This window comes from Paenibacillus faecalis (genome assembly GCF_900289175.1).
In the GTDB taxonomy this organism is placed as follows: Bacteria; Bacillota; Bacilli; order Paenibacillales; family Paenibacillaceae; genus Paenibacillus_AQ; species Paenibacillus_AQ faecalis.
In genome coordinates this window covers 1,156,831-1,176,035 of record NZ_LT985747.1, presented here as the reverse complement: position 1 = coordinate 1,176,035, position 19,205 = coordinate 1,156,831, and the positions used below count along the sequence as shown (strand labels likewise).

Annotated in this window: 18 protein-coding genes and 1 other annotated feature; of the genes, 13 read left to right on the top strand and 5 right to left on the bottom strand. The window is 47.4% G+C overall.

Features of this window, described 5'->3' with window-relative positions:
- Positions 1-51: 51 nt before the first annotated feature.
- The 4 genes from C8268_RS05715 (at position 52) to C8268_RS05695 (ending at position 5,531) form a co-directional block, all read left to right on the top strand.
- On the top strand, positions 52-2,217 hold the full coding sequence (locus C8268_RS05715) for a right-handed parallel beta-helix repeat-containing protein (RefSeq protein ID WP_106766787.1): 2,166 nt from the start codon (positions 52-54) through the stop codon (positions 2,215-2,217).
- A gap of 102 nt (positions 2,218-2,319) precedes the next feature.
- Positions 2,320-3,417 (top strand): L-threonine 3-dehydrogenase, encoded by a 1,098-nt coding sequence (gene tdh, locus C8268_RS05710; RefSeq protein ID WP_106766786.1) that lies wholly within the window; start codon positions 2,320-2,322, stop codon positions 3,415-3,417.
- A 442-nt stretch (positions 3,418-3,859) separates the two neighbouring features.
- On the top strand, positions 3,860-4,771 hold the full coding sequence (locus tag C8268_RS05700; protein ID WP_106766784.1) for an ABC transporter ATP-binding protein: 912 nt from the start codon (positions 3,860-3,862) through the stop codon (positions 4,769-4,771).
- Complete coding sequence (locus tag C8268_RS05695; protein ID WP_106766783.1) at positions 4,764-5,531, top strand: ABC transporter permease; 768 nt, start codon at positions 4,764-4,766, stop codon at positions 5,529-5,531. The genes C8268_RS05700 and C8268_RS05695 overlap by 8 nt, the downstream gene beginning before the upstream one ends.
- 143 nt (positions 5,532-5,674) lie before the next feature.
- On the opposite strand, the gene C8268_RS05690 is transcribed toward C8268_RS05695, so the two are convergent.
- Positions 5,675-6,088 (bottom strand): bactofilin family protein, encoded by a 414-nt coding sequence (locus C8268_RS05690; protein ID WP_106766782.1) that lies wholly within the window; start codon positions 6,086-6,088, stop codon positions 5,675-5,677.
- 21 nt (positions 6,089-6,109) lie between these two features.
- Complete coding sequence (locus C8268_RS05685) at positions 6,110-7,084, bottom strand: M23 family metallopeptidase (protein ID WP_106766781.1); 975 nt, start codon at positions 7,082-7,084, stop codon at positions 6,110-6,112.
- A 221-nt stretch (positions 7,085-7,305) separates the two neighbouring features.
- On the opposite strand from C8268_RS05685, the gene cls reads away from it, so the two are divergent.
- Positions 7,306-8,736: a cardiolipin synthase gene (cls, locus tag C8268_RS05680; protein ID WP_106766780.1), complete on the top strand. Its 1,431-nt coding sequence runs from the start codon at positions 7,306-7,308 to the stop codon at positions 8,734-8,736.
- Between the two features lie 216 nt (positions 8,737-8,952).
- A complete protein-coding gene (locus tag C8268_RS05675; RefSeq protein ID WP_106769851.1) occupies positions 8,953-9,843 on the top strand; it encodes a YitT family protein in 891 nt (296 codons plus the stop codon).
- Positions 9,844-10,122: 279 nt separating this feature from the next.
- Here the strand turns inward: C8268_RS05675 and ligD are convergent, their stop codons facing one another.
- The 3 genes from ligD to ku are packed head-to-tail and all read right to left on the bottom strand — an operon-like array spanning position 10,123 to position 12,865.
- The gene (ligD, locus tag C8268_RS05670; RefSeq protein WP_106766779.1) at positions 10,123-11,019 is read right to left on the bottom strand and encodes a non-homologous end-joining DNA ligase; all 897 of its coding nucleotides are present in this window, start codon (positions 11,017-11,019) and stop codon (positions 10,123-10,125) included.
- Complete coding sequence (locus tag C8268_RS05665; protein WP_106766778.1) at positions 11,016-11,930, bottom strand: ATP-dependent DNA ligase; 915 nt, start codon at positions 11,928-11,930, stop codon at positions 11,016-11,018. The genes ligD and C8268_RS05665 overlap by 4 nt, the downstream gene beginning before the upstream one ends.
- A gap of 2 nt (positions 11,931-11,932) precedes the next feature.
- Entirely contained in the window at positions 11,933-12,865 is a 933-nt protein-coding gene (gene ku / locus C8268_RS05660) for a non-homologous end joining protein Ku (RefSeq protein WP_106766777.1), read from the bottom strand.
- Between the two features lie 189 nt (positions 12,866-13,054).
- Between ku and C8268_RS05655 the strand changes: the two genes are divergently transcribed.
- From C8268_RS05655 to C8268_RS05625, 7 genes are all read left to right on the top strand, one after another.
- On the top strand, positions 13,055-13,327 hold the full coding sequence (locus C8268_RS05655) for a hypothetical protein (RefSeq protein WP_106766776.1): 273 nt from the start codon (positions 13,055-13,057) through the stop codon (positions 13,325-13,327).
- 3 nt (positions 13,328-13,330) lie between these two features.
- Positions 13,331-13,513, top strand: a complete 183-nt coding sequence (locus tag C8268_RS05650) for an H-type small acid-soluble spore protein (RefSeq protein WP_106766775.1) — start codon at positions 13,331-13,333, stop codon at positions 13,511-13,513.
- Between the two features lie 218 nt (positions 13,514-13,731).
- Positions 13,732-14,229: a tRNA (adenosine(37)-N6)-threonylcarbamoyltransferase complex ATPase subunit type 1 TsaE gene (tsaE, locus tag C8268_RS05645; protein WP_199794813.1), complete on the top strand. Its 498-nt coding sequence runs from the start codon at positions 13,732-13,734 to the stop codon at positions 14,227-14,229.
- The gene (gene tsaB / locus C8268_RS05640; RefSeq protein ID WP_106766774.1) at positions 14,222-15,010 is read left to right on the top strand and encodes a tRNA (adenosine(37)-N6)-threonylcarbamoyltransferase complex dimerization subunit type 1 TsaB; all 789 of its coding nucleotides are present in this window, start codon (positions 14,222-14,224) and stop codon (positions 15,008-15,010) included. The genes tsaE and tsaB overlap by 8 nt, the downstream gene beginning before the upstream one ends.
- A 15-nt stretch (positions 15,011-15,025) precedes the next feature.
- Positions 15,026-15,550: a ribosomal protein S18-alanine N-acetyltransferase gene (gene rimI, locus C8268_RS05635; RefSeq protein WP_106766773.1), complete on the top strand. Its 525-nt coding sequence runs from the start codon at positions 15,026-15,028 to the stop codon at positions 15,548-15,550.
- Complete coding sequence (gene tsaD, locus C8268_RS05630) at positions 15,547-16,584, top strand: tRNA (adenosine(37)-N6)-threonylcarbamoyltransferase complex transferase subunit TsaD (protein ID WP_106766772.1); 1,038 nt, start codon at positions 15,547-15,549, stop codon at positions 16,582-16,584. The genes rimI and tsaD overlap by 4 nt, the downstream gene beginning before the upstream one ends.
- 66 nt (positions 16,585-16,650) lie before the next feature.
- Positions 16,651-16,965: a binding site (T-box leader), on the top strand.
- Positions 16,966-17,517: 552 nt separating this feature from the next.
- Positions 17,518-19,041: a 2-isopropylmalate synthase gene (locus tag C8268_RS05625; protein ID WP_106766771.1), complete on the top strand. Its 1,524-nt coding sequence runs from the start codon at positions 17,518-17,520 to the stop codon at positions 19,039-19,041.
- Positions 19,042-19,205 lie beyond the last annotated feature (164 nt).

The window sequence follows — 19,205 nt, the reverse complement described above, 5'->3', positions numbered from 1 at the left end:
ACTATATTATCGTAAATACGACTTTTTAGGAGCGAGGGAGGTTGTTATTGTATGGCAAACAAGAAAAGTCGTTATAAAAAGGCACTTAAGACGGTGCTTCCTGCCAGTGTGATGATCTCATCGATTGGACCATCTGCAAATAACAGCCCATTGCCGCCCAATTCTGTTGTTACCGAAAATATAGTAGACGGCGCAGTTACAAGCTCCAAGCTAGCTGATCATTCGGTCGGTACAGAGAAATTAGATGTACCCTGGTTATTGGCTGCGGATACAACTTCTCTTGCCGAATCATTATCAAAGCTGCGAATGAACGGTGGCGGAGTGCTTGTACTCCAAAAAGGAACCTATGTCATAAATCAGAACACCACGATTGATGCGAATATTACACTTCATTTTATGCAGGGTGCTAAATTTAGTGTGCCCAAAGACCGAACACTTATGATTCATGGAAGAATCGAAGCAGGATTTTCAGAGATTTTCACAGGTGAAGGTGTAGTTTCAGGCAATCTTCAAGAGCAAGAATTTATTCCACAATGGTTTGGAGCGATTGCAGACGGGATTCACGATGATACCTGGGCGGTCCAAGCGGCTGTGAACGCGGCCGGCGCCCTAGGAGGCACCGTTATTTTTCCTGCAGGAACGTACAACATCAGTCGTTTGGATTTACGATCCCATGTGAAGCTGACCGGAAAGAAGGGAGCGGTGTTAAAGTCTTCTTCAGGAAGTCAGGATTTCACAATGAATGCGATGGGGATTACCAATTTTGCAATAGAAGATTTAGAAGGAGCTTTTAACTTTAATATTATGAGCAGCTCTGATTTTGAGATTCGGGATATTAAGGTGACCGGAAACTCCGGAACATGGTATGTTTATGAGTCATCAGACGGAAGCTTTATTAACAATCGAATTGAAAATACGAAAAACACAACAGAGCGGATCATTTATATTAATAAAAGCGCCTCGATACTCGTTCGGGGAAATCGAATCAAAAATCAAACGTTGTTCAACAACGTGGGACCGAACCTGAATATCGGAATTAACGTTTCATCCTCGAAATATTGCCAGGTTATGTACAACCATGTGGAAAATGTAGGCGGTCAAGGCATTTTGTTCGATACCAATATCGGCATCAACAATCCGGATGAACGGAAAAACTATAATCATATTGCTTTTGGCAACGTCGTGATTGGCAATGGTCAAGAGGGAATCACCGCTTTTTCCTCCAATCAGTATGAAACGTATGATATAACCATTTCCAATAATATTACGGTCAATAATCGGTATGACGGGATCGAGCTGTGGGGAGTCAGACAATGCATTGTGGAGTCGAACAACGTAAGCGCACCAGATATGAAGGAATATAGTTTTGGCGCGATTAACATCTTTGCTTCTAAAGATATTATTGTGAATGGCAATTCCATTGACGATGTGCCGAATTCAGGAATCGCTACTGCGCACGGAACACAATATCCGGAGCCTTATTCTACGAATATCATCATTACGAACAACAAAATCAGGAACTGGAACAACCTCGATCTGAATCCAGCTGTAAATCATGACCAGAATGTAGGCATTAATTTGTTTGGATCATTATACAGCGTCGTTCAGGGGAATTTCATTTGGGATACGAAGCAGGGAAGAAGGTATCCGGTGAAGGCGATCTCTGTCGTTCAAGGCCGTCACTTGATTCGAGGCAATGTGAATCCCGGCAATTTGTTGATCGATGATCATCTTGAAGCAGACCAGACCTGGACGGGCAGCCAAATAGGTGAACGGATTCCTATGCTTCGTATGTCGCAGCTGCCGGGGGATATTAACAACGGCAATATGTCGGGGATCGATTCCGGGTCCATCTGGTATAACCATGTTAAAAATGCCCTTTATTACAAAGGGTACGTTAAAACGATGATTGCCCCGATCGTTATTGATGAAACAAGCACTTCAGGATATCCGGCAGCAGATGTGACCCCCGGATACTTTCACTATCAGGCAAGAACCGGAAAGTTGTTTTACAGAGGGAACCCCAAGAACTCCAACAGGAAATATTCCGAAGTGGTCATGAAGGATAAATTTATGAATTTAAAACAAAGTGCCGGGGTATCGAAAACACCTGAGGAAGGAGACACCTACTACGATACGATATTGAAAAAACCAGTTTATTACGACGGCTTGAGCTGGAGAGATTATACAGGAGCTATTGTACGAGTCAGGCCTTAAGATTATCGATATTTTTGTAAGAAACGCTTTTCATCCTTTGTGAGGATGTAGAAGCGTTTTTTTTCGAATCTGATGAGTTATATAAAAAGGTGGGATACTCTCTTGGAAAAAACAATGCTTGGATTGGTCAAAGAAAAACGCGAGCCCGGAGCCGTTCTTAAAGAGCTGCCAGTACCTGTCATTCATGATGATGAGGTACTGGTTCGCATCAAGGCAAGCTCTATTTGTGGCACGGATGTACATATATACAATTGGGATGCATGGGCAGCGCAAACGGTCGTGACGCCGAATGTGTTCGGACATGAATTTGCCGGCATAGTAGAAGACATTGGAGCTCATGTGACCAATGTGAACATCGGTGATCATATTTCGGCAGAAGGCCACATCGTATGCGGTTACTGCAAACATTGCCGTACAGGTCATGCCCACGTTTGTTTAAACACGCGAAGTTTCGGGATTACGGTTCCGGGATGTTTTGCAACCTATGCTGTCGTCAAAGCAAGCAATGTGATTCATAATGAGCCGGACATGCCTTTTGAAATTGCTTGCCTGCAGGACCCTCTTGGCAACGCCGTGCAAACGGTACTGGCTGGTGATATTGTAGGAAAATCGGTTGTCGTTATAGGCTCCGGTCTGATTGGGCTGATGTCGATTGCCGTTGCCAAAGCATGCGGCGCTGGTAAAGTGATAGCAGCTGATATCAATTCCTATCGGCTGGGTATGGCTCATAAAATGGGGGCCGATATTGTTATCAACAGTGCTTCAGAGAAGTTGTCAACAGCAATTTATGAGCATACGAAGGGGGAGGGGGCCGAAATCGTTCTGGAAATGACGGGAAATCCGGGTGCAATACAGGAAGGATTCCAGGCAGCTGCAAAGGCAGCACGTATTTCGCTTCTCGGTATCCCTACTGAAAAAGTGGCGCTGGATATGGGACAGATCATATTTAAAGGGATTCGGGTGGAAGGCATTACAGGTCGCCGTATGTATGACACATGGTATCAAATGAAAGGGCTGCTTGCACGCGGCACACTTCAGCTGGATTCACTGATTACACACACATTTACGCTGGATCGTTATAAGGAAGCGTTTGAGCTGATGCAAAGCGGAAATTGTGGAAAAATTATCTTTGTGCATGAGCCTGTCAAGAACAATTCAAAAGAACATTATTCTGAAAGCTGCCCCTCTCCGATCGTTTAGGAAGATTCTCGCTTAACTCGTTACATTCACCACATCTTTCATATTCCCCTCGTTTTCTCCCCGACGGATCATAAGTTCTCTTATAGGTTCATGATGTAGTTGACAAAACTTGTGAGATTATATACATTCCATTTATAAGATACAAAGTGTATCGTTTTACATATCCCTCTGAGAGAGGATGTTGATAGGCATGAATGAATTGAGAATGTACTGTGTCCGTTGTTGTCGAGTTGTGTCTCATGGGGAAGGGGGCAGTCTGTTTCGAACCGGCTTTTTTAAAAATGATATTCCGATGGGAATCTGTCAGGATTGCTCAAAAATTCCTCCGCTTCAGTCTTCGCTAATGGAAACACTCAGGAAGGAAAGTGTGTTACTATAAATAGGCTTATATATATTTGCTAAGGTGTATGGGTATGACAGGTTGTAAAGGAGTAATTCACATATGCAGGAACCGCTTGTAAGGCTGATGGGGGTTACGAAAAAAATCTCCTCTAAAACATTGGTTCAGGATTTGACTCTGGACATTCCCGCGGGACAGGTATTTGGCTTTCTGGGCCCTAATGGTGCGGGGAAAACAACAACGATCCGGATGATGGTCGGATTGATGTCGATTACGAAAGGGGATATTCTGATCGGAGGACACAGCATCCGTGATGATTATGAAAAGGCCTCTTCTCAAATCGGCGCGATTGTAGAAAATCCGGAAATGTATAAGTTTTTGACCGGCTTTAAAAATTTGGTGCATTACGCACGGATGATGCCGGGCATTTCAGAAGATCGTATTTATGAGGTGGTGAAGCTGGTCGGGCTTGAGGACCGGATTCACGACAAAGTGCAAACATACTCGCTCGGGATGCGGCAAAGATTAGGCGTGGCGCAAGCATTGCTGCATCGACCGAAGCTTCTCATTCTGGATGAGCCGACGAACGGCCTTGATCCGCAGGGCATACGGGAGCTTCGCGACTATTTGCGCAAGTTAAGTCGTGAAGAGGGAACAACGGTGTTCGTTTCCAGTCACTTGTTGTCCGAAATGGAGCTGATGTGTGACACGGTTGGCGTCATCCAAAACGGCAGGCTGATCGATATCCGGCAGCTGCGAACCTCGGAAGGGGAACGGTCATTTGAAGAAACAGCCTTTGAGGTGAATGATGTTCAGAGTGCGGTACAGCTGTTAGAAGCTTTTCAGCACAGAGTACATGGGAACCGGATCATTATTCGTGGAGACCGCGATACGATTGCCAAAATCAATGCCGATTTTGTACGCGGCGGTGTTCAGGTTTATGGCATCCAGCCGGTCACGACATCGCTTGAGGATCAATTTTTGGAAATGACGGGAAGTGAAAGCCATGACTGATTTTTTTAAACTGATCGCCAATGAAAATATGAAAATATACGGCCGTGTGCGAACCTGGGTGATGCTTGGGATATTGGCGGCTTTTAACGTGCTTATGCCCGTACTGTTGAACTTGACCGGCGCGCAAATCGACGTATGGACGGCCTTTTCGTGGACTGAGAGCATCACTTTCATGTTGAATGTTTTATTTACGGTAGTGATCGCTGCGGACATCGTAGCTGGGGAATTTACATGGGGAACGATCAAACTGCTGATGATCCGTCCTTGGGGTCGGGGGAAAATACTGCTGTCCAAATTTGTGGCTATGCTCCTGTTTTCTCTGTTTGGCACGATCATCGTGGCTAGTATCGGCATACTGTCATCAGCGCTTCTGTTTTCTGAACCGTCTGCGTTCATAAGTGGTTCGGGCGGTGCGAGGTCTTCGATGCTTCTTTTGCTAACGGATTATGTTGAGCTGTTTGTTATCGCGCTTATCGCTTTCATGATATCGACCGTTTTTCGTTCCAGTAATCTCGCTATAAGTTTATCGATGATTTTGTTGGTTACGAAGGATATTTTTACCTTGCTGTTTAACCCGGAAAAACATGAATGGCAAAAATACATTCTGTTTCTTCATCTGGACCTCAGTGATTATATTCACTCATCCGTTGGTCCGGGCGGCGTTGGGATCGGGTTCTCGATCGCTGTGTTGATTGGATATTGTTTCGTATTTGCCTTTGTATCCTGGTGGGTTTTCTCCAAGAGGGACATTGCGGCATAAAGCGGCACTAGCGGTTGCAAGATCAAAGAGCTCCTTCGGCAGATGTACTGCTCGCAGGAGCTCTTTGGCTTGGATTGGCATGGCACTTCGTATGATTTGATAGAGTCCGGTTTTGATTCCCGGCAAAATCAGCAGGTATGCCATTATCCTGCTTCAGGTCTTTGCAGGGGCACTGCCTCTAAGGTAGAGTCGCTGGATTCCACATCGGCAATCGGGCTTTCCATATGACTTGCTCCATTTAGAACGCCGCCTTCCATAATAATAAGCGATGTAGCGATGACATCCCCGTGCATTTGCCCGGTCGGGGTGATGGTCAGCTTGCCATCGGCTGCAATATCGCCGTATACCTTCCCCGCAATAATGACTTCTTTCGCTGAAATGTTGGAGCGTGCAACTGCGCTTTCACCGATCGTTACATTTCCCCGGCTTTCAATGGTGCCGTCAAATTTCCCTTCGATCCTTAAGTCCGCATCGCAGTTCAGAGCGCCCTCCATATGGCTTCCCTGTCCGATGAGCGTGCTTGTACCCGCAGATTTTTTTCTTTTGGATTTTCCCACACGAAAACCTCCTTGTTTCTGTTATTGAATGTATGGCAACGGGTTAACGGTTTGATCGTTTTTAACGACCTGAAAATGAAGATGTGGACCGGTGCTGCGTCCGGTGCTTCCAAGACTGCCGATCTGCTCGCCTTGTTCCACATGATCTCCAACTTGTACAGCCAGACTGTCAAGATGCAAGTACCAGGTTTCGAGCCCGTTCGGATGACTTACCACGATGTAAAGCCCACGCGCTCCGCTTTGCTCTGCGGTAGTTACTGTCCCTGAACCTGCAGCAAAGACGGGATCGCCTCGCTCTCCAGCAATATCGATTCCAGCATGATAGGCAGAGCGGCCGTTAAACGGGTCGTATCGATAGCCGAAATTGGAGGTAAGACGTTTGGAGATCGTAGGCCATTGCGTTGGATTTCCCTCGCGTATATTTTGAGTTTCTTCCGCTTGATTTAGCGTTTGGGGAATATGGCTTTCCATCGTCTTGATCAGGTTTTGAATCTCTTCAAAATCATCTTTCGTTTCCTTGGCCAAATTCAGCATTTTGTTCTCATGAACGGCAATATACTCTCCACCGACACTGCTGTCTTTGTTCTGGGAAAGGGAAGAGGTATTTTTGCTGCTGGCCGATCCATGTTTCTGAATAAACTGTTCCAGTTCATGTTCCAGCTCCTTTACACGCTTCATCTGTGTTTTCGTTTGTTCCGCTTCGTCTGATAGCTGGATGATCGCTTTGTTCAGCCGTTCAATCGCTTCCTCTTTATTGGTAACGGTAACCTCCATTCTGAGTGATTCCAAGGTTTTAAGTGTCAACTGTTGTTCCAGCTCTGAAATCGTGCGAGCGTTGTTGATCTGCATGGAAACAATCAGACCGGATATCGAAAGGATTGCAGCGACAGGAACGGCGATCATTAAGGGTTTTGACAAGTGAACCTGCTTTACCGAGTGCTGGGCATCACGGAGCACCAGCAGTGTCATGCGTTGTTTCCGGCGCTTGTTCTTCATGGCATCCCCTTTCATTCTTTTTGTGAGTATTAGATATAGATAAAAACTTGGACTTCTCCTTATCCTCTATGTATTCTATTTCTGCGAGAAACATGTCAAAAATTTTGGAAGACGAAAGATAGTGTCATTCATATTGCGGATTGGGTATGTACTGATTAATACATAGTTGAATGGTCAATGATGTAGTTATCATACTTATTTCAAGTTAGGGGGCTGCCGGTATGCTGTGGCTTCTGCTTGCACTTATCGCATTTATATGTCAGATGCTAGCGGTGCTGTTGCTCGAATTCAGAAATCCGTCCAAAACCGTAGCATGGCTGTTTATTTTGTTTTGTTTACCGCTTGTCGGCTTTGTGCTCTATTTTTTCATGGCTCGAGACTATCAGCATCGGCTGATGGTTCGGAATCGTGGAACACGGCTGTTCCAGGAAATCCGGGGGCATTTATGGGAAAAAGCAGCTGTTGTGCGGCGTGCATCCGAAATGCATAACCCTGAATTTCATCATCATTTGCGTCTGTTTAATTTGCTGAGTCATCTTTCGGAAAGTCCGATTACGGGATGTAACAGCACCAAAGTGCTGACGGATGGGGAGCAAACTTATGCGGCTATGCTGGATGCGATGGAAAAGGCGAAGGATCATATCCACGTTGAATTTTATATTTTTCGTCATGATACGATCGGAACGAAGTTTCAGGATGTGATGATTCGTAAAGCGAAGGAAGGCGTTAAAGTGCGCCTTATTTGTGACGGACTGGGCAGCTACAAGCTGAAAAAATCATTTGTAAGGCGGTTTAAAGAGTCGGGGGTGGAATTTCATTATTTTCTCCCGGCGATGATTTCTGTTCTGAACCGAAGAATCAATTACCGAAACCATCGAAAGATTGTTGTCGTTGACGGCACCGTTGGCTTTCTGGGAGGGATCAACGTAGGTGATGATTATTTGGGGAAGTACCAAAAGATGGGGTACTGGCGAGATACTCATCTGGAAGTGGAGGGGGATGCAGTTTATTTTTTGCAGAACGTCTTTCTCCATGACTGGAGGCTTGCATCTGGGGAAAAAATCGTTGATCTAGGCTTGTTTCCCGAGCATCACTGTACAGGTGAAGAGCAAGTGCAGATTTTAAGCAGCGGACCTGACATGAGCTGGAATGCGATACAGGAAATGTGCTTCGGCTCCATTTCGGTAGCCAGGAAGCGGATTTGGATAACGACACCGTATTTTATTCCGGATGAAGGACTGTTTGAAGCGATCAAGACGGCGGCAGTCAGCGGAGTGGATGTACGTATAATTATTCCGGACAAGGCCGACTCAAGACTTGTTAAGCTAGCATCCTTATCTTATGTGGAGGAGCTGCTTGCGGCGGGAGTAAGGTTTTATGAATATCAAAAAGGGTTTATTCATGCAAAGGTGCTGATTGTTGATGATTTGATTGGTTCTGTTGGTACGGCGAATATGGATATGCGGAGCTTTTTCTGCAATTTTGAGCTAACGGCGGTTCTCTTTGATAAAGAGCCGATGGAGCGCTTGGTTTCTGATTTTGAAGAGGATCTTCGTAACAGTCGCATGATCGATGTCGGAAAATTCAAGGATCGGGGAAGGCTGCAGAAGGGTGCTGAAATTTTTTGCAGGATGCTGTCTCCATTGTTATAAGATGTGTGGAGGCGAGTTTGAAATGGTAGTATTTTGCTTTGTAACGGAAGTTTGAGATCGCCCCTTTATTTTGTGATAAAATAGACATATGAATAAAAACGTATTGGATACGTTCGGCTATATTCTCAAAATGATCGGGGGAATTTTATGTCCAGTGAACTAAATGAATTGAAGGAGCTGCTGCAATCGCAACAGAAGATGCAGTCACAGCAGGGAATGTTGCAGACAGATCAGCGGCAGCCGGAAAAGCCGTCTTCGAAATCGCTCCAGGCAAGGCTTTTCCGTCGGATCGTTTTTTTAACGCTTGGAGCAATGTTAATGGCGGTTGGATTGGAAATATTTCTGGTACCGAACCGTATTATTGACGGCGGCATTACCGGAATCTCCATCATGGTTTCACATATCACCCAGATACCGCTTGGTATTTTCCTTACCCTCTTCAATCTTCCATTCTTGTTTATGGGGTATAAGCAAATCGGCAAAACGTTCGCATTGTCTACACTTTTCGCCGTTTTGGTTATGTCGGCAGGGACGTATTTTCTTCATCCGGTGTCCCCGCTTACCATTGATCCGCTGTTGGCTGCTGTATTTGGCGGCGTCATTCTCGGTATCGGTGTTGGTTTGGTGATCCGGTCGGGTGGTTCGCTTGATGGTACAGAGATCGTAGCGATTTTGATTAACAAAAAAGCGCCGTTTTCTGTCGGTGAAATTGTGATGTTCATTAACTTTTTTATACTTGGCAGTGCGGGATTTGTTTTCGGATGGGATCGCGCGATGTACTCTCTTATAGCATATTACCTGGCTTTCAAACTCATTGATATTACGATTGAAGGTCTTGATCAGTCCAAGTCGGTATGGATCATCAGTGAGAAATATAAGGAGATTGGTGATGCCCTTACTAAGCGTTTGGGACGCGGCGTAACTTATCTGGACGGGGAAGGGGCTTATACGGGCGACAGCAAGAAGGTTATTTTTGTCGTCATTACCCGGCTTGAGGAAGCAAAGCTGAAATCCATCGTGGAAGATTGGGACTCTCAGGCATTTCTTGCGGTTGGCAATATCCATGATGTAAAGGGCGGAAGATTCAAGAAGAAGGATATTCACTAAAAAAACCGCTCCGGAGTTGAAGTGCCCCATCCACTTGTTAACAAATGGGGGCAATTTAGTTCCGGCGCGGTTTTTGAATACATCGTTATGAGATTGGCTGATCAGGACCTTGCGTATACCTATCTTTATAGGGAATTTGGGTGATGCCCTGGTAGGTATAAAGGTTGGGGATGAATTGACAAATATGTACAGCAGAGACGGGGGAAGAAGACAGAAAAAGCCTGCTCCAACAAGGAAGGTATGAGTAAGAGCAGGCTGTTTGTTTGGCTACAGGAAAACTTATTTATGTTTTGAAGATAGGTGACGTAGTATTGGTTCCAGCGGTTGAGGCGGGAGCATTGCCAGAAGGTCGCCCTTCTCCTGCAGCCGCTCCACGATATTGAGCAGATGAAAATCCACAGGTGAAACATCTCGGGATACCTCTTCCCAGGTAAGAGGGGTTGACACGGTAGCCAAAGGTCTTGCCCGCGGCGTATAAGGTGCTGCGAGTGTTCTCCCTCTGTAGTGCTGAAGGTAATCAAAATAGATTTTGTCGCCGCGGTTTTTCTTCAGTCTTTCAATGGTGAACAGCTTCGGGTGCTTTTCGGTAACATATTGGGCGACAAATTGACCGATGCTCCGAAGCTCGTCAAACGTAATTTTTTCCGGAATCGGTACGATGATCTGAACCCCGGTGGCCCCTGATGTTTTAGGAACCGATGAGATGCCAAGTGAACGGAGCACATTGCCGACAATGGATGTCGCTTCCATAATTCTCGGTTCTTCCGGTTGGGAAGGATCGAGATCGATCATCCATTCGCATGGAAGATTGCTGCCGACATAGTGCAGAGAGGGATGAAATTCAAGCGCGGCAAGATTACCAAGCCACAGCAGCTCAGGCAGCCCGTTCAGTACAACATAGTTGATATTTTCGTGCAAGGCTGTTTTGACGAAGGAAGGTATAGGCTCCGGTGCATTTTTTTGATAGAAGAACTCACCGGATACACCGTGCGGGTAACGGATCGTTGTGAGCAGTCTTTCGCGGCAATAACGGAGCAGATACGGAGAGAGGGCGGCAAGTTTCTGCAAATACATCGCCTTCGTTATTCCAACCTCGGGCCACAGCGGTTTATCGGGATTGGTAATAGGAATTTTCTGGCCTTCGATCGTTAATGTGCCTTTGACCTGTTTTTTCATAAGCGATCCAGTCCTTGAATTTGAAGCAGCTTTGGATGGCGCATCATTCCGTCCTGACTCCACTCCAGGAACGTCACCTCAACCGTTAATGGCGTACTTAACCAAACGAGCTGTTCTTTTTTTAAATCAGTATGCAGTTCCTTCCACCGCGCGCTTCCCGGATGTAGCCCGGCGTAGTCCAACAGCTGCCGCTTGCTGCGTTCGTTTAATCCGAGCGAGGCCCTGCCAATATAAGAGCCGTCCTTCCCCGTAAGGACGAGACTGGCAACACGTCCCTCCCGCATAATTAGCGCTACAGCCTCTGTTTTCAACCGTATGGATATTTTTTTCTTATACCAGTCCCGATGCTTCTTTCCTTCTCGATAGGGGGAAGATAGACGTTTGATGACAATACCTTCCCAGCTATGATCTTCAGCCCACTTCCATAGGTTCTCCCCGTCATTGAACAGGTCGGCGATCAGCAAGCCTGGCGTATTTTTGATCATCTGCTGCAGATGATGATGTCGCTCAATGTAAGGCCATGATTTCAGGTCCCGGTCACCGTCCAAAAGTATATCAAACAGTACATACGTAAACTGGGGAGCTTGTGTGCTAATAGTTCGAGAGCGCTCCCGCTGCAAAACTTTGTGAAACAATGGACGGCCTAGCTCTGGATGAAAATATACGATCTCGCCGTCCAGCAGCAGGCGTTGGTGTTTAAATGTAGACAGGGAAGAGACGATTTCCGGGTATAGTGCTGTCTTGTTCAGAAGCTTGCGAGAGAAGAGCGAAACCTCGCCTTGATCCAGAAGTGACAGGATACGCACGCCGTCCCATTTTAACTGATACCCCCACTCGTTTCCTGTTGGGATGGTTTCTGACGTAATGGGAGCCATAGGTTCTTTAGGAAGATAGTCTTTTAAGCTGTTCATGATTATGAACCTGTTTCGGTTTTCTTGGATTTCGTAGTGCGGCGTTTCGGTTTGGGTCCTTCGTGGTCAGGCCCTTCACCGCTCGCTTTGGCTGCTGTTTTCTTGGCAGCGGTCTTGCGGGTCGTTTTCCGCGGTTTCGGTGTCGTTCCCGGATCGGTGGCAACCGGCGCTTTAACCGCTTCAATGCTTGCCTGAAGGGCGGCCATCAGATCGACGACATTTGTTTCTTGACGGGCAGGGGCGATCTTCACTTCTTCACCTGCGACTTTGCTTGAGATCATATCGAGTAGACGCTCGCGGTAATCATCTGTATATTTTTCCGGATCAAAAGGGGAGGAGAGCTGTTCAATGAGCATGCGTGCCATCGAGAGTTCTTTTTCATTTACATCTGCGTTTTCCGGCAAATTTGGGACCTGAGAGATCGGGCGGATCTCATCGGGATAAAAAATAGTCTCAATCGCCAGACATTCATCGATAACTCGGATTGCAGCCATACTGCTTTTGGAACGGATCGCAATTTTGGCTATGCCGATTTTTCCAGATTGTCTCATCGCTTCGAGCAGCAGACGGTACGCATTGGCTCCAGCTTGATCGGGAGACAGGTAATAGGTTTTTTGAAAATAGATCGGATCAATTTCTGTTAAATCTACAAAATCGAGAATGGTAATATTTTTACTGTTTTGTCCCGACAGCTGATCAAGCTCTTCTTTTTCGAAAAGAACAAATTTCCCTTTTTCATATTCATATCCTTTGCTAATCTCGTCCCATCCGACCTCTTCCTCACAAACCGGGCATTTACGAACATAAGAGAGCGGACTTCCGCATTCTTTATGGATATATCTCATGGATATATCCTTGTCCTCGGTGGCCGAGAACATTTTGACTGGAACATGAACAAGCCCGAAGCTGATGGCACCTTTCCAGACGGTATGCATGTATCATTCCTCCCTATGCTTTTTTTAGTAGAACCCCACTTTTAGCTTGCCCCAAAAAAAGCTTCTATATAATAAACCTACTACTATTTACTCCTCCATTTTTCTTTCTATCTGTATAAATTTTTAAGCTTTGAGGCATATTGACGTTGGATATAGGGGGAGCTCTACCTTGTGCAAGGAGGTGCAGGAATGAGCTTGGAGCAGAAGGCCGACAAAGAAGCGCAGACAGATTATTCAGCCGAATCAGTGAATGGTGAACAAGTGGATTGGGAGAACGTAACCTCAACTGAAAGTGAGATCATACGCGAGTCCACGATGCTTGACATTGACCGAATGGTAAATGAGGGACTGGGTGGCGGCAACGTAACCCGGGATAACGGTCTGATCGGCCATACAACAACGGATACGATGAAGACGGTGGATGAAGCACCGGGAAATATGGAAAAAAAGAAGGGAGAATAACGGATGGATCTGGATCGCGCATGGCGTATTTTTAAATCCGAAGATACGTTTAAGGTAAATCTGGAAGGAAAGCCGGTTTGGATTGAGGAGATTGATAAGGCTAACGGCATGGCGACGGTTCAAGTTGGCTCTCGGCCGACCGATACCGTGACGGTAAACGTTGAACGTTTGGAAGAAGGCGAGTAGAAAATTTTTTGCTGTCCGTAATCACCGTTTGATTCTGTGACAGCTCCGCAGCATGAGACACCATTTCCCGAGTGATTGCCGGCTTAACCGACTTTCACCGGAGAATGGTGTTTTTTTATCGCTTGTCAGACTCCCTTGCGGCATACTGTGGAGACCGATATAATTAAGGGCAAGTTTAAGTCATACAGCAGTTATGTCATAAAAAGGTGGGTATATCAGTGGTAGGAAGCGGTAATGAAGAGCAGTTCCGTTACATTTCCAAAAGTCTGGCTCATACGGAGCAGCTAGCCGCCTGGCTGGCCCGGCGATCCATACCGGGAACAGTCATCGGTCTTGATGGGGATTTGGGAGCGGGGAAGACGGCGTTTTCTCAAGCCTTCGCGAAGCATCTGGGTGTCAGTGATGTCGTGAACAGCCCCACTTTTACCATTATTAAAGAATATGAGGGGCGTCTGCCTCTTTATCATATGGACGTCTATCGTTTATCTCTCGATGAAGCGGACGAGCTTGGACTGGACGAGTATTTTTTTGGAGAAGGTGTTTGTCTTGTGGAATGGAGCAGTCTTATAACCGAGCTCCTTCCGGAAGGTTACCTTCATATATCGATTGAGACGGAAGATTTATCGGAGCGAACCATTACGGTTAGCGGCTTGGGTGAGCCATACGGTCAGTGGTGCCGGGAATTAAATGAAAATGGGGTAAACATCGATGAATAATCATAGCATGAAGCCGCGCCAGCGGTTTTTGGCGCTGGATTCGTCCACGGCTCAGCTGGCAGTAGCCGTAATGGACAATGATGAACTGCTTAAAGAAATGAACGTAAGTGGGGAGCGCAATCATTCCGTGCATATGCATCCAGTTCTAGCACAGATCGTAGAGGAAGCAGGCTTGACCATAGATGAGATTGATGGGATTGCCGTTGGGATGGGTCCGGGATCATATACGGGCGTTCGCATGGCTGTCACGGCAGCCAAGACGCTTTCCTGGGCAAAAGGCATTCCGGTTGTTGGTGTATCCAGCCTGAATGCGATCGCGTGGGGAGGACTTTCATTTGCTATGAGAGATTACTCTGCCCCTGCGGACAATGAACAGCATTGGGTGATCCCGCTGCTCGATGCCAGACGCGGACAGGTGTATACGGCACTGTTTACCAGCGGAGTGGATGACGCACCGCAGCGGCTGGAACCGGATGCGATTCGGCTAATGGCAGCATGGATCGACATTGTTGCCGCTCGTTTGGATGCTCTTAAGGAAGAAGAGCGGCCTGCATCGATCTCGTTTATCGGTGATGTTGCCATTCATAAGGAAGCGGCTGAACGTCTTGGTGACGTATACGGCGGAGTGCTGAACATGGTTCCGTATGAACTGGAAGGCCGATGGGTCGGCCGATTGGGAGCGATGCGGCTGCTTCAGGGAGAGTCGGATGAACGGCATGCATTGGTACCCAACTATACGCAGCTTTCAGAAGCGGAAGCCAACCTGCAGCGCAAGCGGTGAAGGGAGTGCACAATCATGGAACAGAAACATCAGACACAGATTCATGATGAAGGCTTGTCCTTTCGGTTGATGACACTTAAGGACATACCGGATGTTATGGTTGTAGAACGTGATGCATTTACACTTCCATGGACGGAAGAAGCTTTTCAGAACGAGCTTAAGCTGAATCATTTTGCACGTTATATGGTCATGGAGTATGAAGGCCGTACGATCGGTTATGCGGGGATGTGGACGATTGTCGATGAGGCCCATATTACCAACATTGCACTGCTCGGAGCATACCGTGGGCGCAAATGGGGGGAACGGCTGCTGAACGAGTTGATGAAGACGGCTTCGTTTTTGGGAATGGAACGAATTACGCTTGAGGTCAGGGTCAGCAATGAAGTGGCCAAGTGTTTATATTTAAAAAAAGGATTTCAGCCTGCAGGCATCCGAAAAGGCTATTATTCAGACAACGGAGAGGATGCGCTGATCATGTGGGCCGATTTGCCTCCGTACCGTGAGTACGAAAGCGAGGAAGGAAGCGAAGGTTGGGTATGAATGTACAGAAGACAGAACAGCACAGCTTGATTCTGGCGATTGAGACAAGCTGTGATGAAACATCAGTGGCAGTTGTTAAAGACGGACATGAAGTGTTGTCAAGTGTGATTGCAAGTCAGATTGAAACCCACAAAGCATTCGGTGGCGTTGTGCCCGAAGTGGCGTCACGCAAACATGTGGAAAGTATTACAATGATTTTGGAGGAAGCTGTCGAAGAGGCAGGAATCGAGCTGCGGGATTTGTCGGCAATTGCTGTTACCCAGGGACCCGGTCTTGTGGGGGCGCTTCTCGTCGGTGTCGTTGCAGCCAAAAGCCTTGCATATGCGCTCGGAAAACCGCTGATCGGAACACATCATATTGCAGGTCATATATACGCGAACCGCATCGTTGGGCCGATTGAATATCCGTCCATGTCCTTGGTTGTTTCGGGAGGACATACCGAGCTTGTATATATGAAGTCCGAGGGCAGTTTTGAGCTTATCGGCCGCACGCGTGATGATGCTGTCGGCGAGGCTTATGATAAAGTGGCGCGTGCGCTCGGTTTTCCTTATCCGGGCGGACCTCATGTGGATCGGCTGGCTCTGGAGGCGGATGATGCAGTAGAACTGCCTCGTGTCTGGCTGGAGCCGGATTCCTATGACTTCAGCTTTAGCGGCTTGAAATCAGCTGTATTGAATGTGGTCAATCAGAGCAAAATGCGCGGAGAAGAGGTCAGAACCGGGGCAATTGCCCGTGGATTTCAGGAGTCGGTTACCGAGGTACTTGTCGAAAAGGCGGTTCGCGCTGTGAAGGCGTATGATGCCAAGCAGCTTCTGCTTTGCGGAGGGGTTGCTGCGAACCGCAGCTTGCGTCGGTTGCTCTCAGAACGATGTGATGCTGAAGGGATTCCTTTGACGATACCGCCGCATGAATACTGTACGGACAATGCGGCGATGATTGCAGCTGCCGCTCATCTGAAATGGAAGAAGGGGGACCTGACGCCTTTGGATATGAAGGCTGATCCTCAGCTGTCTTTAGAAAAATGGGCAGAGTAAACAAAGAAAATCGTCCTTGACAGCTGTTATTAAAGGACGTATAATCAACCTCAAATTCCAGATTGTTGAAACGCGAAGAACAGGAATAGTAGGGATCTTTTGGACTTAGAAGAGAGCTGCGGGACGGTGCGACGCAGTGGCAAGAGACCTGAAGCTCGCCTGGGAGCGGAACGAAGGAACACAGCGCAGGATCGCTGGCCGGATATGGTTCGGCATTACTTCGTTACGGCTGGCCGCCGTCAGAAGGCTTGAGCATACGCTGAGGATTCGATGTGGCGTATGACGATGAGGGGACTTGAAGGACCGGCATTATCTTGTGCTCGGGACATCCTGCAAGTCAACAAGAGTGGTACCGCGATAGCAAAGCCTGTCGTCTCTTGAATAAAGAGATGACGGGCTTTTTTTATATAAGGAAATGTATATAACAAACGCAATGAACGGGAGCAAGTAGAAGGGGACTGCCCGACAGAGAGCTGCGAATTTGGTGCGATGCAGCGGCAAGGAACCTTTGAATCTCGCCCGGGAGCGGAAGAGGGGAAATGAAAGGACATAGCTTATCGTTGTTCTGATGAGCTTGGAATGGGGCGAGCATCCCGTTCTAACGTCCCGAACAGTACTCTCTTACGGGTTCCTTTCGTGAACAGGAAGTTCCATAAGCAATGACCCGGCCGGCGTTGTTTATGGAGCGTAAAGCGGATGTATTGTGATCGGCAGGCATTATGCCAGAGATCCATGCATCAAGTAGAGTGGTACCGCGGAGGGTTGCAAGCCCGTCGTCTCTAATTCATAGAGATGGCGGGCTTTTTTTGCTGCCGGCAGCAGTTAGGGTGGGGTTGGCGGACGTAAGTCGACGTACGGACGCATATATTCAGGTGAGAAAGCAGGCAAAGGGAAGTTCGATATGGCATATGAAAAATAAGGGAGGAACCCAGGATGGTACAAGAAGTTCGAACAATTCGGTTGATGGATACAACACTTCGTGATGGAGAACAGGCTCCTGGAGCAAGTTTGCAGCCTGAGCAGAAGATTATGCTGGCCGCCAAGCTGGCAGAGCTGGGTGTCGATGTGCTGGAGCCGGGCTTTCCCGTGTCCAGTCCAGGCGAGTTCGCCGCTGTCCAAAGTATATCTCGCAATCTTCAAAATGTTGAAATATGCGGCTTTGCAAGAGCGGTGAAAGGTGATATTGACGCCGCTGTCCGGGCGACTGAAGATGCTGCCAATCGGCGTATTCACTTGTTTATTTCCTCGTCTGACATCCATATCAAACATCAGCTTCGTAAAACACGCAAAGAGGTTGTTGCAGCTGCCCGGGAAATGACCGCCTATGCGAAGCAGTTCTGCGATCGGATAGAGTTTACTGCGATGGATGCATCACGCACGAATATAGATGATCTGATTGAGATGGTGGAGGCTGTAATCGAGGAGGGGGCAAGTATAATCAACTTGCCGGATACCGTTGGATACGCGCTGCCTTTGGAATATGGGGACATGTTCCGGCGAGTGCGAGAAGGGGCACGGGGTGGCAGTACTGTGGAGTACAGTGCTCACTGTCATAATGATCTGGGTTTGGCTGTCGCGAATAGTTTGGAAGCGATCCGAAACGGAGCCAGTCAAATTGAGGTGACGGTGAATGGTGTAGGTGAGCGTACAGGGAACTGTGCCCTGGAGGAGCTTGTGATGGCTCTGGCAACCAGAGGGGACGTACTTGGAGCCGAGACGGGGATATCGCCTGAAAAGCTGTATGAAACGTCCCGTTTGGTCAGCAGCGCGATGCATTTTCCGATCGCCTTCAATAAGCCGGTAGTTGGCCGAAATGCGTTTCAGCATGAATCGGGTATACATCAGGATGGACTTCTGAAAGAACGAAGCACCTATGAGATTATGAATCCAGAGGCTCTCGGCATTCCACGCAGCATGATTATACTCGGCAAGCATTCCGGCCGCCATGCGCTGAAAGACAGGCTCACCCGGTATGGTGTATCCGTTCAAGAGCAAGAGATGGAGCAGCTTTACCATACGTTTAAGGAGACGGCGGACCGGCAAAAGGTAGTGAGTGACGATCAGCTGCTGCAGATGGTGAGCAGCACGCTAGGAAAGCCAGCCCAGGTGTATGAGCTGGGTGAGGTGCAGGTCGTATCCGGTAGCGGTGCGAGCCGTGTCGCCGCAGTCAGCCTGCGTCACCTGCATGAGAATCAGGAGACGACTCATTCGAGCGTAGCAGACGGTCCGGTTCAAGCTGTTATATCTGCGATCAGTCAAGGGATAAACAGCAGTATTTCCTTTGTCGACCTCGAACTTCATTCACTGAGCAGCGGAGAAGATGCGCATGCAGAAGCGGCTGTTACCGTAGAAAGAGACGGGAAAGTGTTCCGCGGTACAGCGGTTCATCAAGATATTGTGATGGCGGCGGGGCTCGCATATGTAGCTGCATGCAACTCGGCCCTCTTGTCGGTTTAACTAACATTTGTCTATATAAAAGGAACCTATATATAACGAATCGATTAATCTGTCAAGTTGTGGACAATGTTATCCACATATCCCTTTAAAAATGTGTAAAATGCGAAAAAACGTTGATATAATAACGATTTTTCAAAGCTGAAAAAAGGGGGCAACATTTTCAG

What these genes read in the sequence shown, in the direction of transcription:
- C8268_RS05715 (WP_106766787.1), top strand. Translation starts at nt 52, where the DNA reads ATGGCAAACAAGAAAAGTCGTTATAAAAAGGCACTTAAGACGGTGCTT.
- C8268_RS05700 (WP_106766784.1), top strand. Translation starts at nt 3,860, where the DNA reads ATGCAGGAACCGCTTGTAAGGCTGATGGGGGTTACGAAAAAAATCTCC.
- C8268_RS05695 (WP_106766783.1), top strand. Translation starts at nt 4,764, where the DNA reads ATGACTGATTTTTTTAAACTGATCGCCAATGAAAATATGAAAATATAC.
- C8268_RS05685 (WP_106766781.1), bottom strand. Translation starts at nt 7,084, where the DNA reads ATGAAGAACAAGCGCCGGAAACAACGCATGACACTGCTGGTGCTCCGT.
- cls (WP_106766780.1), top strand. Translation starts at nt 7,306, where the DNA reads ATGCTGTGGCTTCTGCTTGCACTTATCGCATTTATATGTCAGATGCTA.
- C8268_RS05675 (WP_106769851.1), top strand. Translation starts at nt 8,953, where the DNA reads ATGTTGCAGACAGATCAGCGGCAGCCGGAAAAGCCGTCTTCGAAATCG.
- ligD (WP_106766779.1), bottom strand. Translation starts at nt 11,019, where the DNA reads ATGAAAAAACAGGTCAAAGGCACATTAACGATCGAAGGCCAGAAAATT.
- C8268_RS05665 (WP_106766778.1), bottom strand. Translation starts at nt 11,930, where the DNA reads ATGAACAGCTTAAAAGACTATCTTCCTAAAGAACCTATGGCTCCCATT.
- ku (WP_106766777.1), bottom strand. Translation starts at nt 12,865, where the DNA reads ATGCATACCGTCTGGAAAGGTGCCATCAGCTTCGGGCTTGTTCATGTT.
- C8268_RS05655 (WP_106766776.1), top strand. Translation starts at nt 13,055, where the DNA reads ATGAGCTTGGAGCAGAAGGCCGACAAAGAAGCGCAGACAGATTATTCA.
- C8268_RS05650 (WP_106766775.1), top strand. Translation starts at nt 13,331, where the DNA reads ATGGATCTGGATCGCGCATGGCGTATTTTTAAATCCGAAGATACGTTT.
- tsaB (WP_106766774.1), top strand. Translation starts at nt 14,222, where the DNA reads ATGAATAATCATAGCATGAAGCCGCGCCAGCGGTTTTTGGCGCTGGAT.
- rimI (WP_106766773.1), top strand. Translation starts at nt 15,026, where the DNA reads ATGGAACAGAAACATCAGACACAGATTCATGATGAAGGCTTGTCCTTT.
- tsaD (WP_106766772.1), top strand. Translation starts at nt 15,547, where the DNA reads ATGAATGTACAGAAGACAGAACAGCACAGCTTGATTCTGGCGATTGAG.
- C8268_RS05625 (WP_106766771.1), top strand. Translation starts at nt 17,518, where the DNA reads ATGGTACAAGAAGTTCGAACAATTCGGTTGATGGATACAACACTTCGT.